At 54.7% G+C, this 13,541-nt stretch carries 11 protein-coding genes and 3 pseudogenes; 9 read left to right on the top strand and 5 right to left on the bottom strand.

Annotation, left to right across the window (positions count from 1 at the left end):
* Positions 1-9: 9 nt before the first annotated feature.
* From ACO06F_RS16295 to ACO06F_RS16270, 6 genes and pseudogenes are all read left to right on the top strand, one after another.
* On the top strand, positions 10-1,254 hold the full coding sequence (locus ACO06F_RS16295; RefSeq protein ID WP_421693793.1) for a glycosyltransferase family 4 protein: 1,245 nt from the start codon (positions 10-12) through the stop codon (positions 1,252-1,254).
* A gap of 26 nt (positions 1,255-1,280) precedes the next feature.
* Positions 1,281-2,642 (top strand): oligosaccharide repeat unit polymerase, encoded by a 1,362-nt coding sequence (locus ACO06F_RS16290; protein WP_421693792.1) that lies wholly within the window; start codon positions 1,281-1,283, stop codon positions 2,640-2,642.
* Positions 2,643-2,698: 56 nt separating this feature from the next.
* Positions 2,699-3,850, top strand: coding sequence for a glycosyltransferase (locus ACO06F_RS16285; protein WP_421693791.1), 1,152 nt, complete (start codon positions 2,699-2,701; stop codon positions 3,848-3,850).
* Positions 3,841-4,956, top strand: coding sequence for a glycosyltransferase (locus ACO06F_RS16280; protein ID WP_421693790.1), 1,116 nt, complete (start codon positions 3,841-3,843; stop codon positions 4,954-4,956). Before ACO06F_RS16285 ends, ACO06F_RS16280 begins: the two co-directional genes overlap by 10 nt.
* Positions 4,957-4,979: 23 nt before the next feature.
* Positions 4,980-5,507 carry a DapH/DapD/GlmU-related protein gene (locus tag ACO06F_RS16275; RefSeq protein ID WP_421693789.1) on the top strand — a complete coding sequence of 176 codons (528 nt, stop codon included), beginning with the start codon at positions 4,980-4,982 and terminating at the stop codon, positions 5,505-5,507.
* 122 nt (positions 5,508-5,629) lie between these two features.
* A pseudogene (locus ACO06F_RS16270) lies at positions 5,630-6,573 on the top strand (IS3 family transposase); the annotation flags it as partial.
* 43 nt (positions 6,574-6,616) lie between these two features.
* Here the strand turns inward: ACO06F_RS16270 and ACO06F_RS16265 are convergent.
* Positions 6,617-7,438 (bottom strand): annotated as a pseudogene (locus tag ACO06F_RS16265) (IS110 family transposase); the annotation flags it as partial.
* A gap of 241 nt (positions 7,439-7,679) precedes the next feature.
* On the opposite strand from ACO06F_RS16265, the pseudogene ACO06F_RS16260 reads away from it, so the two are divergent.
* Positions 7,680-7,913, top strand: a pseudogene (locus ACO06F_RS16260) (integrase core domain-containing protein); the annotation flags it as partial.
* A gap of 205 nt (positions 7,914-8,118) precedes the next feature.
* On the opposite strand, the gene ACO06F_RS16255 reads toward ACO06F_RS16260, so the two are convergent.
* Positions 8,119-9,189 (bottom strand): Rad52/Rad22 family DNA repair protein, encoded by a 1,071-nt coding sequence (locus ACO06F_RS16255; RefSeq protein WP_421693788.1) that lies wholly within the window; start codon positions 9,187-9,189, stop codon positions 8,119-8,121.
* Positions 9,190-9,191: 2 nt separating this feature from the next.
* The gene (locus ACO06F_RS16250) at positions 9,192-9,692 is read right to left on the bottom strand and encodes a siphovirus Gp157 family protein (RefSeq protein ID WP_421693787.1); all 501 of its coding nucleotides are present in this window, start codon (positions 9,690-9,692) and stop codon (positions 9,192-9,194) included.
* A 54-nt stretch (positions 9,693-9,746) separates the two neighbouring features.
* Between ACO06F_RS16250 and ACO06F_RS16245 the strand changes: the two genes are divergently transcribed.
* Positions 9,747-9,986 carry a helix-turn-helix domain-containing protein gene (locus tag ACO06F_RS16245; protein WP_421693786.1) on the top strand — a complete coding sequence of 80 codons (240 nt, stop codon included), beginning with the start codon at positions 9,747-9,749 and terminating at the stop codon, positions 9,984-9,986.
* Positions 9,987-10,287: 301 nt separating this feature from the next.
* Here the strand turns inward: ACO06F_RS16245 and ACO06F_RS16240 are convergent, their stop codons facing one another.
* Positions 10,288-10,860 (bottom strand): hypothetical protein, encoded by a 573-nt coding sequence (locus ACO06F_RS16240; protein ID WP_421693785.1) that lies wholly within the window; start codon positions 10,858-10,860, stop codon positions 10,288-10,290.
* Positions 10,861-11,265: 405 nt separating this feature from the next.
* Positions 11,266-12,207 carry an SLC13 family permease gene (locus tag ACO06F_RS16235; RefSeq protein ID WP_421693784.1) on the bottom strand — a complete coding sequence of 314 codons (942 nt, stop codon included), beginning with the start codon at positions 12,205-12,207 and terminating at the stop codon, positions 11,266-11,268.
* Positions 12,208-12,867: 660 nt separating this feature from the next.
* Here ACO06F_RS16235 and ACO06F_RS16230 point away from each other — a divergent pair.
* Entirely contained in the window at positions 12,868-13,521 is a 654-nt protein-coding gene (locus ACO06F_RS16230) for a hypothetical protein (RefSeq protein ID WP_421693783.1), read from the top strand.
* Positions 13,522-13,541 lie beyond the last annotated feature (20 nt).

Genomic DNA, 13,541 nt, shown 5'->3' with positions numbered 1-13,541 from the left:
GTCTCTGCAATGGCTATCGGTGAGTCATCCCCTCAAAATCGCGAACGCTATCTCTGCGCCTTTCTTGGGAGACGAGATGATTATCAGGTTGCGAGGGCACTTCAAGACTTCAACAAGTTGGCTCTGTTCTGCACAGATTTTTACTGTCCAGACATCTTCGATGCGACCCTAGATTCACTGCCAGTGGGAGTTGGCAAGTCACTACGTAGGCGACGCTGCAAAGGGGTCAGCTCTCGCAAGGTACAGTCTGATTATTTATTAGCTATTGCGAACAGACTATTTCAGTCAATTGGCATACCGCCTGCGAGGATATTCCAATTTATCGATGCGCAGTTCTCACGCAGGATTGCTCGTCTTGCATCCGAGCACCGCCTAGATCTTCTCGTATACTCCGCCTACGCTCACTACGCATTCACACATAATTACGCTCATAACCCTAGGAAGATTTTATTTCAGTATCATCCACATATAGAGACGGAACACAGGCTCCTGCGTGACGATCGCGAGAATTTTAATGAGGTTTTTAAGAGACCAGGAAGTGATCTCGAGGACTTGGATTGTCGGCCAGGGAGCATGCGCTACTTGTCCGACAGTACTTGGAAATATGCGGATAGAATTCTGTGTGCGAGCTCATTTACTCGCACATCTCTGATTCAGGCAGGAGCCGAGCAACAAATCATATCCGTCGTTCCCTATGGTGTGGATCTTCCGCAACATCTCGTGCGAAAGCAGGATGGAGTATTCAGGGCATTGTTCGTTGGGTCGGGACTTCAGCGTAAGGGTCTCCATCACCTCCTTTTGGCTTGGAACTCATTCAAAGTAGCAACTCCGCGTGAGCTTGTTCTCATATGCAGAACTATCGACCCCGATATTGAGGATCTCGCGCACAGAATTCCAAATGTTAAGTTGGTGCGCGGTGTGTCAGGAGATCAGTTGACCCGCCTATATCAGGAGTCGAGCATATTCGTTATGCCGTCACTCATAGAGGGTTTCGGTCAGGTCTATTTGGAGGCATTGAGTTATGGCCTGCCGGTAGTGGGAACTCCTAATACTGGGTTACCAGACCTCGGAGGTCGGGAGGACGGGATTTTTTTATGTCCCGCAGGTAAGGTTCAACAGTTAACCTGGTTGCTCGAGGAAGTTGCCGACGTGGTCAGATATAATGCCAACGTTTCTGAGAGGGCTAGGAACTGCGCTACACGTCATTCGTGGCAGTCATTTCGTAAGGGCGTATCAGATGCCGTGCAGAGATAGAAATAGGCATTTGAAATAGATAATCCGTGGAGCTGTTTCTCGTTGCGATTTTTTCGCTATTTCTTGGACTCTCTTATCTATTTTTCAGGGAGTGGTATCGCTATAGAGATCCCACTCACCCTGCTATGGTTTTAGTTCCACAGTTAGTGTATTTATATTTATGGATTCCACTGTTCTCTCTCTGGTCGGATTCTCAGATTTTGGTCCAATATGGTGGAGGCTGGGAGAATCTCACTGCTTACCAAATCTTTGCGAGCTGCCTCAGCTTGTCGTTGATCATCGGTGTTTCTTGGGGAAGCCGATCGCGTTTGAAGACAACTAATCGAAATTCTAGACGGCTGCCGACGGGTTTCAATTCCAAGGGCTTGCGCGATCCCTTGGTCACTTCCTCCGTAAGACTCTTAAAGAGACCTGACACGCTTCGGTATGCCAGTTTCGTGATTGCGGCGATCGGCATAACATCCTGGATGATATCTGTCTTAAATGTGGGTGGATTCTCGGTAGCTTATGGGCGTGCCTATGGAGAGGGGTGGTCCGATAGCGGATATCTACGGGAAGCAACAATGCTCGGCTTTCTGGCGGTACCGATGTTTATGATCTCAATCGGTCGACCAATGAGAGCAAATGACTGGATAGTAGTATTCATAATGATCTCCCCGGTTTTTATACACGGCCTGCTGGGTGCTCGCCGGGGGCCTACTTTCTTATCTGTGGCAGGAGTCATTGCGAGCTACGTGATGGTTTACCGTCCCAGCATATCTATTACACGTATGGTTCTGTTTACTGCCGGCCTTGGCTTGCTCTTACTCTTCCTGGTGGCAAACAGACACCTCATTTATCTCGGTGGTGATCTATCAGATCCGCTATCGGTGACAGAGTACATGAAGAACTGGGAAGGGAATGAATACCTCTTCGGAAGTGCCATATTTCGCTACGGCAACAATCAATCAGAGCCCTTTTATGGATTGAGAGTTCTATTTCATATGGTTGGGCGGCTTACACCAAAGAGCATCTGGCCGACAGTTTACGACGACTTGGCTGCAGTCCTGGGCCCAGATGTTGACTACAAGCGTTGGTCTGGCATACCCGCACTATCTATCTCCTACGCTGTTGGTTGGCAGATTGCGGAAGGTGCTGCACCAGGACTAGCTGGCGATATGTTCCTTGAGTTTGGCTACCTGTCAATTCTGGTAGCCGGACTCATCGGTTGGCTCTACGGACGAATATGGAAACTCTCGCAAGCCGATAACATTTATGTTGTATTCTACATCGTTTTGGTAGGCCTCTCTATCTTCCTGATCAGTCAAACGATAGAAGCTTGGCTATTCCGACTACTTTGGTTCGTCGCACCCGCCGCTATTATTTCTCAATGGCGAAAGATCAAGTAAACAGTGTGCCACGATCCCGCCTATAAAATAGTTGGGATTTATAGAGGGTTGTCCTATTGAAATTGCTGGTTATCTTTAAAACTTTCGGACATTATCATCGCTCGCGCATTGCCGCACTACGTTCCAGATTTGAGGTGATCGCTGTTGAGATTACTACACGCGATCCAGATTCCGGATGGGTGGCTCCCGAACAAGATCCAACAATCGTGAGCTTGAATGCAAGTAAATCATCTTCAGTTCGATTAATCAAAATATTCGTTGAGATTATATCTCTTCACAGGCCAGATGTCGTTGCTATTCCCGGTTGGTTTGAGCCTTTTGCAACAGCAGCGATTTTCGCGTGTTCAATTTTGAAGGTCCCCACAATTTTAATGAGTGATACATGGATCGGTAAGCGTTTAAGGCTTAGCCTTGTAGACAGTGTTAAGCGTCGCATTATCCACACATTCTCATCTGCAGTCGTTGCCGGATCCCCGCATACCAACTTTTTGATCAGCAGGGGTTACCCCCTTAACGCAATTTGGGATGGTTTCGACGTGGTTGACAATACCCTTTTCATGCGAGATAGAGATGCCTCTGTAAACATCCCGCTTCGAGAGCCATACTTCTTTGTATGCAGTCGACTTGTTTCTGAAAAAAATGTGGAAGGGATTATAATTGCCTTATCGAAGTTCTTTGAGCTCGAGCCACAAGCAAAGTGTAGGTTGGTGATTGCCGGAGACGGCCCGCTACTTTCGAACCTGATTGAACTCGCCCAAGCGCGACTTGTAAAAGATAGAATAGACTTTCTTGGAAGAGTACGATACGAGAAATTGCCCAGTCTCTATTCGAGTTCTTTGGCTCTTATACTCAATAGCAATTCGGAAACCTGGGGACTGGTAGTCAATGAGGCCATGGCCTCTGGAACGCCCATCATCGTATCTGAAAACGTGGGATGTCGTGTTGATCTAGTCGAACACGGAGGGAACGGTTTCATAGTTCCTCCTAATGACAGTGCCTCCCTCGCTCGCTACATGCAGATTCTGTGGCGCAGCGATTCGCTTCGAAGGAAGTTCGGTGTCAAGAGCCAGACGCTCATAGCACACTGGGGTCTCGATCGCTTTGTAACGTCAATGGAGTTGGCTTCTAGATTTGCTGTTCGGAATCGCCGTGAAGTGTCGGCAGTTGATAGGCTACTACTTCTTGGACTCAGTTTTAGATGCACATAGCTATGCTCACTCACAGCCTAGGCACACGCGGAGGCGGTATATCTAGCGCGGTTTTGACGCTTTCGGAGGGGCTAAGCAGAACGCTTAAAGTTACTCTCATCGCAAGCGAAATGACTGATAATTTGCCTAAGCGGTGCCAGTCTATTGGATACTCAGTTGTTGGGCCGAGGAAATTCGGCTTCTCTACTGATCTTCCGCGCATCCTAATCTCCCTTGATGTCGATGTTCTCCATCTTCACGGACTGTGGACTTACTGCTCACTGGCGGCCTCTCAGTGGGCCCGAGCAACACGACGTCCGCTAGTCGTCTCCCCACACGGGATGATGGATTCTTGGGCCCTCGGTAGATCAAGAGTTCGAAAGCGGGTCGCAATGCAGCTGTTTCAGTATCGGACGTTGCGGGATTCTGCCACGTTACATGCACTTTGCGAATCGGAAAAAGTATCGCTGCTCTCTATGCTTCCGAATGCTACTGTATGCTGCATTCCAAATGCAGTTTCGATGCATTCAATGGGACATGTAGTCGCGACTTCAGCAAGCGTTGACGTCCGCCCTAAACTTCTTTTTCTAGGCCGCATAAATCCAAAGAAGGGACTTTCAAATCTCTTATATGCTTGGCATCTCGCTCTTCAAGACGCCAACTTTAGGAGTGCCAACTGGCAACTGATAATTGCCGGTTGGGATGACTCGGATTACTTGCCTCAATTAGAGAAAATTGTTACCGATTTGAAGCTTGCGAATTGTGTCTCTTTTCCAGGAGCAATGTTTGGCGAAGCCAAACATCAGGCCATTTCTTCATGTGATGCGATGGTTCTTCCCTCGTTTAGCGAGGGCCTCCCCATGAGCGTCCTTGAAGGATGGTCGCTCTCGAGACCAGCGTTGATCACAAAAGCATGTAATTTGCCGGAAGGGTTTGCTACTGGTGCAGCTATTGAGCTGAGTACCGACTACGTTCAATTGTCCGACCAATTAGTTCGCGGACTCTCCGATCGGTACAATTTAATTGAGTTGGGCAAGCGTGGTCGTCAGTTAGTTGAAGATAATTTTTCTTTAGACTCTGTAACAGAGAAGTGGATGTCTACCTACAGTCACTTGATCAGCAGATAATAGATCCTACCGGTTTTCTCGAAATGAAGTACAGGAAAATAGATAAAGTATCGTTGTTGGAATATAAATCACCGAGGTTTCCTGGTTGTCCCGGTCTCTTGGTGATTGCGATCTGGTATTTCATTAACTACGCCTTATTGAACTCTTCAATTCCATGGCCAAGTCGCTTCAAGAGTTGGTTGCTCAGGTTGTTTGGTGCACAAGTCGGAAAGTACGTTGTGATTAAACCTCGTGTGAGGATTAAATCACCTTGGTTTTTCTCAATTGGAGACAACAGTTGGATTGGAGAAGATTGTTGGATTGACAATCACTTATATGTCAAAATCGGAAGCGATTGCTGCATTAGTCAGGGAGCCTACCTTTGCACCGGCAACCATGACTTTAACGAACACGACTTCCGATTTCGCGGACGATCAATCGTAATCGAAGAGGGATGCTGGATTGGTGCGAGATGCACGGTTTTACCGGGCACAAGAATTGGCAGAATGGCAGTCGTAACGGCTTCTCGATGCGTGAGAGGCACTGTAGAGGACGGAATTATCGTCGACTAAGTCGTTCGGTAGTTGATCCTCTAATGGAAGTGCTCTGCCCCCAGGAAACTGGAGCATTTTGAACTGGAGTTTTCCGCTGTACCATCCCTGGCTGGGAGGAGTGGAAGACGATGAAGGCATAAATATTCACGGACGCCCAGAAGGCGTTCATCCTGAAGCAAGGCGCGGACGGTCACCCGGTTGCCGAGATCTGCCGGAAGGCGGGGATTTCTGAGGCGACTTACTTCAACTGGAAGAAGAAGTACGATGGGCTGCTCCCCGACGAGATGCGGCGGCTGAAGCAGCTCGATGATGAGATCGCCAAGCTGAAGAAGCTGGTGGCCGATCTCTCCCTCGACAAAGCGATGCTGCAGGATGTCCTGCGCCGAAAACTCTGAGGCCTGTCCGCAAGCGCCAGCTGGTGAACAAGGTCTGCAGTGAATGGGACGTGTCGATCCGGCGGGCTTGCCGGGTTCTATCGGTCGACACTTCCACCTACCACTACAAGCCCCGCCGGCGCGGCCAGGCCGATCTTGAGCAGCGCATCAAGGAGATTGCCGAAACCCGCATGCGCTACGGCTATCGCCGTGTGCATGTCGTCCTGTAGCGAGAAGGTTGGATTTCCAACATCAAACGAACCTATCGCCTCTACACTGCTTTAGGCCTGCAATTGCGGAACAAAACCCCAAAGCGGCGGGTGAAGGCGAAGCTCAGGGAAGACCGTTGCCCAGCCCTGCAGCCGAACCAGACCTGGGCCATGGACTTCGTTCATGACCAGTTGGCGATGGGCAAGAAGCTCAGGATCCTCACTGTTGTCGACATCTTCTCCAAGTTCTCCCCCGTCGTCGATCCACGGCTCAGCTATCGTGCGGAGGATGTGGTCAGGACTCTGGAGGGGGTATGCGGACAGGTTGGCTATCCGAAGACCATTCGGGTCGACCAGGGCAGCGAGTTCGTCTCCCGCGATCTCGATCTCTGGGCCTACGCGAATGTCGTCACCCTCGACTTCTCGCGGCCCGGCAAGCCCACCGACACGGATGTTGTTGAAGATCAGATCACAAGTTCATGCGTCGTTTTCCACAGCTTTGGTTGAACGTGACTTGGACCGGGCGCGCCAGTTGGATGTGAAGGTGGCTGCGGCCTTGCTTCGTGATCCGCCCGTGCTGGGCGGGCCCTTCGCCAGATTGATAGACACTGGGATTCAGACCGAGATACGCGACGAGCTTTTGAGGACTGGAGAAACGCTTGATATCGCCGACGGCCGCGGCAACTCCGGTGGCGACATTGACGTCAATGCCAGGAAGGGTCATGAGACGCGTGATAGCCGGATCGGCCATGGCGTGGCGCGCAACCTCTGCGTCAATGATCTTCAGGGATACCTCAATCTGGTCGACCATCGCCAGATGCCAACCGATCGTCTGGCGCTCGGCGTCCGGGAGGTCCTGCTGGGTTAGCCACGCCCTGCCTCTGGCTCCAGTCAGGTTCATGTGCGGACACGGGGGAACGAGATAGGCGTGCAGCACGGACTGGATCAGATTCTTCAGTACGACACGCTGGCGAACCAGCTGGTTCCGGCGAGTAACTTGCCGCCGCATGGCCAGGGTTCGGTCGTCGGGGACCCACACCTCCGGCAGAAAACCCGCGGCATAGAGCTTCGCGAGAACTGCTGCATCAATCGCGTCTGTCTTGATCTTGGCATGAGCGATCATGTGGACTTGCTTCGGGTTGGCAATCACAACCCGATCGACATAGGGACTGAGAACTTCAGTGACCGCTGAGGCATTCCCAGTGGCCTCGATCACGACGTGGTCATCATGGGTGAGTTCCTTCTGGGCGAAGGCAACCAGTTCCTCCTTTCGCATGGGCACGCGTCCAAGCCGCGATATCTTGCCATCCAGAAGGATCACGGCTTCGGCGGCAACCCGATGAATGTCCATCCCGATGATGCGCATCCAAACCTCCCTTGGTTGTTACGGAGGGAGCCGGCGGGCAACACGACAACTACAGATCCGCGCTCGCAGCGCATCCGGGCAAGTCGTAGGGGCGGCCAGATAACGACTTCGAGCTCTCAGCTCATGTCAGTACGACGGCCTTGCCCGCACTCGCGTGCTCCCGGTGCCCCGTAACCCGGATGATCTGAGCATAATCCCTCAGATCAGTTCGGGAAACAACGGCACCAGGGTCATCATGCCGGATAATGCGTTCATTGAAGCGTTCAACAGCAAGTTCCGCGGCGAATGTCTGAATGCGCATTGGTTCATGAGCCTTGACGACGCCCGCTCGAAAATGGAGGATTGGCGTAGATACTACAATGAGGAAAGACCCCACAGCGGGATCGGCCAAAACACCCCGATCCAGCTGCATAACTTCGGTGGCGCATCCAGCCCGTCACCGCTGAAAGAGGCCGAAAACTCTAGCCTCAGGTGATCCAAAGAATGGGGGCAGAGCAAACAGGCCGAGACTCTAAAAGTTGCTGGATGAAAGTACAGTGGCAGGTCATTAGATATCATGGAGAGGATGTCCCGAAGTTCGTAACCGCTCAGCCGAAGCGAGGCCCGATCCTTTGAATTGCCGATGACCGTCGGATCTAGCTCTCAACGAGTTTTGGGCAGAGTGGAAGGTTTTGACTACACTAGAGTGCGTCAGTTTCGGAGTTCTCGCGCGGCGGTACCCGGGGCGCAATCGTCGCCGAACGCCGGGAGTGCCATAGATCCTCCGCCACTTGGAACGCGTCGATCCCTTGAGCGGTCCACCAGACACGCTCATCTCCGTGCCGGTGTAATTCGCGGTGGTGTGTCGAGCATAAGGGTACAGTAAACTCGTCCGACACCTTCCGGCCCAGTGCAGTCGGCTGAGCAAATTTGAGGTGATGCGCGTGAGCCCGGTTCCGGCCGCAAACCAGACACGGCTTGGAAGCGACAAAGGCGAGGTGACCGAGGTCTCTGACGCGGCGGGGCTCTGAAATCGTGAGGTCTGACTTGTCGATCCTCTGCAGGCGCACCTCACTCATCCGCGCTGCCTCCTCTAGAGGCTGGAAGGGCTGCCAGGGAGCGAGTTCCTGGGCGGGGCCTGTGGAAACCGGCCGCTCAGAAGGCTGATCGCTGACTCTCCCCTGCTCGTCTGGCGCTCCAGTTGTCTCTTGAGTGACTGGCTCTGGACCAGAAGTCTGCGGTTGAGGTGCATTAGGAATGGGCAGAGTGGGACTGGCAAATGGAATGCCGGAGGCCGGTCCTGGTGCAGCTTCGGAAGTGGGTTCATTCTTCCGTGCCTCAGTCCTTGCCAGTGCCACGCCACTGTAGAGCGAGAGACCGAACGCGTTGCCAAACGTCATAAGCGCCCGCTTCGTGGCATCGGTCTCGGCAGCCTTGGAGGCGTACTCATGGGCCTGCCCTGGAGTGGCAGCATTTGACTCCCCCGCGCCACTTCCCTCCCGGACGATCACTGCCTCCCCCGCTCTTACTCTGATCCGGGTCCGCACAACATATGCGGCGCAGTATCGGCCGGCGATCTGCTTGGTCCAGACACACTCGCTTGAGATGGTCTCGCGATCCCACCCCTCGAAGCCGAATATGCGGTTGGCCTCTGCCACGACGTGCCAGCCTTCGACGTAGGAGAGCGTAATCCCTTCCGCCTCCCGGGTCTTTATGTGCTGTGGCCGCAGTTTCGAGCGGAGCTTCCTCACTTGAGATTGGGTGAAGCTCATCTTTACTTGCTCCTGATGGCGAGAGTGACCCTGGAATTGGTGAAAGTGGCTCCCGGTACGTTCTCACCCGACTTGAGGGCGTCCAGTATGCCCTTGCGGTCCAACTTCGGGGGCTGCGGTATCCAGAAGGCTTCAGGAATTTCCACCTCATTCACTATGGCCGCCCCCGGCGGGGATACCCTCAATGAGACGGTAAAGTCGGGCGCGAGGATCTTCTCGATGCCGGCCTCCTCCATAACCGCCTGCGCGACCTCGCGCTTCTTCGCTGAGGCAGTCTCGAACCTGTCGAGACGCTCCCTCATGGCGTTTAGCCTGCCTCGCAGCCCGTCAGCCAAGGCTTCCTCATCGAGCGCTGCACGCAGAACTTCCCCGAGTGCCTCACTGAGGTTCGTGGCCCCCTCAAGAGTGTCGAGAAGGGTCGTCTCATCAATCTCCGGATCAGCCTCAATTAGACGGCGACGGAGTTCGCTGTATCGGCTATGTTCGCGGACAAGCGGAAACATGAATACCTCCATTAGAGTTAATAATGTCTCTTAATGAGATATAATTGTGGCTAAATGATGATTGTCGGTTTTCAAATCCGTGCCGCGCGCGCTTTATTAGGCTGGAGCGCTGAGGTAACGGCCGAAAAGTGCGGACTCACAAGAGAGACTATCCAAAGACTAGAAAAAGCGACAAACGTGCCACCAAGCCGAACACAATCCCTCCTCGACCTTAGAAAGACATTTGAAGACGCCGGCGTCGAATTTATTGGCGGCCCGGGTGAAGGTCCTGGGGTCAGGCTGTGGGAGAAATGAAGGGTGTTTTGGTAGCAGCTTCCTAACCAGAAACGCGTACCTCGCCTTGATCCCGAAAGCTGTCCGTGGTCATCACGACGCGATCGCGGGGCAGGAATGGGTTAGCCGGGTGCTCGAGCGCGCAAGACAGTCGCGAGCGGCCAGACCGCTTCTGACGAGCATTTCGAGGATCTGGAGGGAGTGCAGTACATTCGCAAGCTTGAGCAGTGGAAAGCCGCGGTTCCAATCCCCATTTCTTCCAAGGATTGTCCAGACTTGTTCTGCCCAAGCTCTCACGCGCGATCAGTGGTCATCACGAAAATCAGCCGCTCGGGATCCAAGCTCGAAAGTAAAATATCGCGATCTTCGCAAGCAGCAACGCTAGAAGGCAGCCAAGAAAGTCGCCCAGCGTCATCGCAAAGAAGCCACTCAGCAAGTCACTCGCAGGCCGCAAGCCGCACACAAAAAACTGCGCGGTGAGAGCCAGCGGCGCTAGTATGGAGACCGTCAGCGCGAGAGCCGGGAGATGCAGGGGCTTCAACCTCTTTAAGTCTGTGTCCATACCAGAGGCACGCTGCAGAATTCGAATACCCGCCAGCGGCACGAAGCCGGAAATGACGGCGTTGACGGCAACCTCCAGGACCGGCTGCTGATCAAATTCGGTCCAGAATAAAATTGGATCGGTGAGGGCAATTCCAATCGCGCCCCACACCCCGAAGAGGAGGAGGATGATAAGTCTAATGCCCGCCGGTACGTAGATCAGCGATATGCCCGGAGCGAAGTGGGTCGCCGCAAACAGCCAGGCATTGAGAAACCAGAAAGCCACCCAGGAGACGCCGCTCACCGCGACGAGCGTGGAGTTGAATTGAGCGGCCTGCAGCACCCTTCTATTCACGGTCGTCTCCAGCTGGAATTTAGGGGCCACAATCCGGCACAACTGCAGCGAACCCGCCTCGCAACCGGTGCACAATTATCAGGCGTAGGCTCTAGGATTGATTCCGCGAGGGATATCAACGCAGTGGCTCACAATTCGCATCGGGTAGCCCCACGTCTCTAAGTAAAAATCTCTAGAGTGTCGTACGACAATTTGCAACTAAGTTCCAGTGTATACACATGAATATAACCATGAGTGCATGCGTTGACTGTTCACGCAGCCGCGCTAGGCACAATGTGCCCACAGTTTTTGGCGATCTCCGCGTGTGCTAGCAAATCGGAGCGAAGCTGGGCACCACCAAGGATTGCAAGTCACTTCGGTGATCAGCGGGATGCGGCCACCCGCCTTGGCGTTCAATGCTAAGTGCTAGAGTATCATCAAGCCCGTCACCCACAGCCCCGCCGCCGCCGCCGCGAGGCTCAGGGTTGTCATCACGATGCCGGAGCGGGCGAAGTCGCCGAAGCTTAGCCGCGCGCCAACGGACGCCGCGCGCTCCGCGACGATGATATTGCACATGGAGCCCGTGAGCAGCAGATTGCCCGCGAGGGTGGACAGCAGCGCGAGGCCTGTGAGCGGCCCCTCGCCGATGTCAGGCAGCAGCTTGATGATGAGAATGACGGCGGGAACGTTGCCGATCGTGTTGGAAAATGCCACCGTGAGGGGCGTCATAACCGATAGTCTCTCAGGCAGGAGGCCCGCGTGTTCCATCCAGCTCAGCCCCGCCTGCGCGACGCCCGTCGCGGCGAAGGCCGCCGTGACACCGAAGAGGCAGACGAACAGCAGCAGAAGATGCCAGTCAACGGCGCCGATCATCTCGCGCGAGGAGAGGCGCCGCGACAGCAGGAGGAAGCCGGCGACGGTTAACGCGGAGACCTCGCGCGGGAGGGGCGTGAAGAACATAGCAATCAACGCCACGATCGCCAGCAGCGCCTTCGCAAGCTGAAACCTGTCAATGTGAGCGGCAGCCGCTTCAACTTGCGCGCCGGCGCGAATTGGCCACGTCACGGCGACGACCGCGTAGATAATGCCGAGCGAGAGCAGAGTTGGCAGCAGCGCGATCAGGGTGTAGCGCCAAAACTCAAGATTTCCGGCCTGCCCGATGAGAATATTCTGCGGGTTGCCAATCAAGGTCAGCGCGGAGCCGGCGTTGGCGGCTCCTGCGAGCCCCACGAGGTATGGCCGGGGGTCGAGCTTCAGGGCGAGGAGGCTGCTGCACAGCGGGGGCGTCAGCGCGAACACCACAACGTCATTCGTCAGTGCGGCCGAAAGCAGCCCCGTTAGGTCAGTGCCGGAGGAACGTCTTTCCAAACAACGTCCCGCAGCAAAGCCCTCGCGGCTTCTGCAAACTCTCGGAGCGCCGGCCGCAGCCACCGGCCTTGCACGCGGCCGCGCCGATGAAGCGCTACACTCATCGCCCGTGAATCACTCGCAGAGTAAACTTTGCTTTGCCGCCGTGGCTGAGCTGATCCGGCGCCGACCAACCGCCCTTGCTGGCCGGCGCCTCGCGACGCTAAAAGGGACTTCGCCACTTCTTTCCATATTTCTAGAAAGAAGGAAGTGACCGCCGGTGGATCCTCCCCTGCCGACCGAAACTTCAGAAATCTGTGGCGGCGGGGGATACTTACTTCTCTCTGGAAAGATTGAAGAAAGCGAAGATCCAACGCTCTGTCACAGTAGCGCTAACTACGCACGCTGCGGATCAGCTCCTCTATCCCTGCCTGCCACTGCGCTCGGCAGCTGGCCCGCACTGGGTTCGACTATACCCACGCGCGGGCGGCGTGAGCTTGGGCCCGGCGCGCCATTGTTGCCAGTCGAGCCCCCAAGTCCTTACATCTCAGAATGTGTGGGTCCAATATCGGATGGTGGCCGCTCCCAACGCGGTGCGGCCGCGGCGCGTCGCAGTCAATCTAGGCGGCGACGCGCGCGCAAATCTTGATCATTCGGGCCACGCCCAGAAAAGAGTACAAAATGCATGACGAAACCCAAGCCGAAGCTCCGAGCGGAGACATCCAGAGCGTCGCGGCGGCAGAAGGCAGGCACGCGATGCCGAGGCAGCTGGCATACCTCACGACGGAGCGCCCTCTGCTGTGGTATGAGAACGCAGCCGACTATGACGCCCTGCTCAGTGGCGTTTTCGATGAGCTCTCCCCCGTGGGCGTCCTCGAGAGCATTCACGTGAAGGAGCTCGTCGACTACCTCTGGGAGACAAGAAGAATGCGCCGCCTGAAGTTGGCAGCGATACACGACAGCATGCCAAGCGAGGCGGCGGATGGCATTGTGGGAACAATCTCCTCGTACTCTCCTTCCACCAAGAGTGAAGAGCACGCCGAAGTCTACGCCATTGCGGGCAGAGCGGCCGTGGCGCCCCCTGGAGAGGAGCAAGTCAAGGAATTGAATGCGAAGGCCAAGAGATCCTGTCTGTCTCCAGAAATGCTTCACTACCGCACACACATCAAGGAGGCGGACGACCTCGACCGGGTCAACGGTGAAGTCAGGCGCCTCGAGGATAGATGCGAGCGCCTCATGCGTCAAATTGAGGCGCGGCGCTCCTCCCTGGCGGCGATGGCAAGGAAGCTCGTCGCGCGCGACGCGGAGATGGCCAGCAGCGGGGCGGCGACGTAGATGGCGCGAACGTCTCCGCC

The organism is Aestuariivirga sp. (assembly GCF_965227715.1).
Classification (GTDB): domain Bacteria; phylum Pseudomonadota; class Alphaproteobacteria; order Rhizobiales; family Aestuariivirgaceae; genus Aestuariivirga.
The sequence above is the reverse complement of the archived record's forward strand: the minus strand, read 5'-3'. Positions and strand labels throughout refer to the sequence as shown.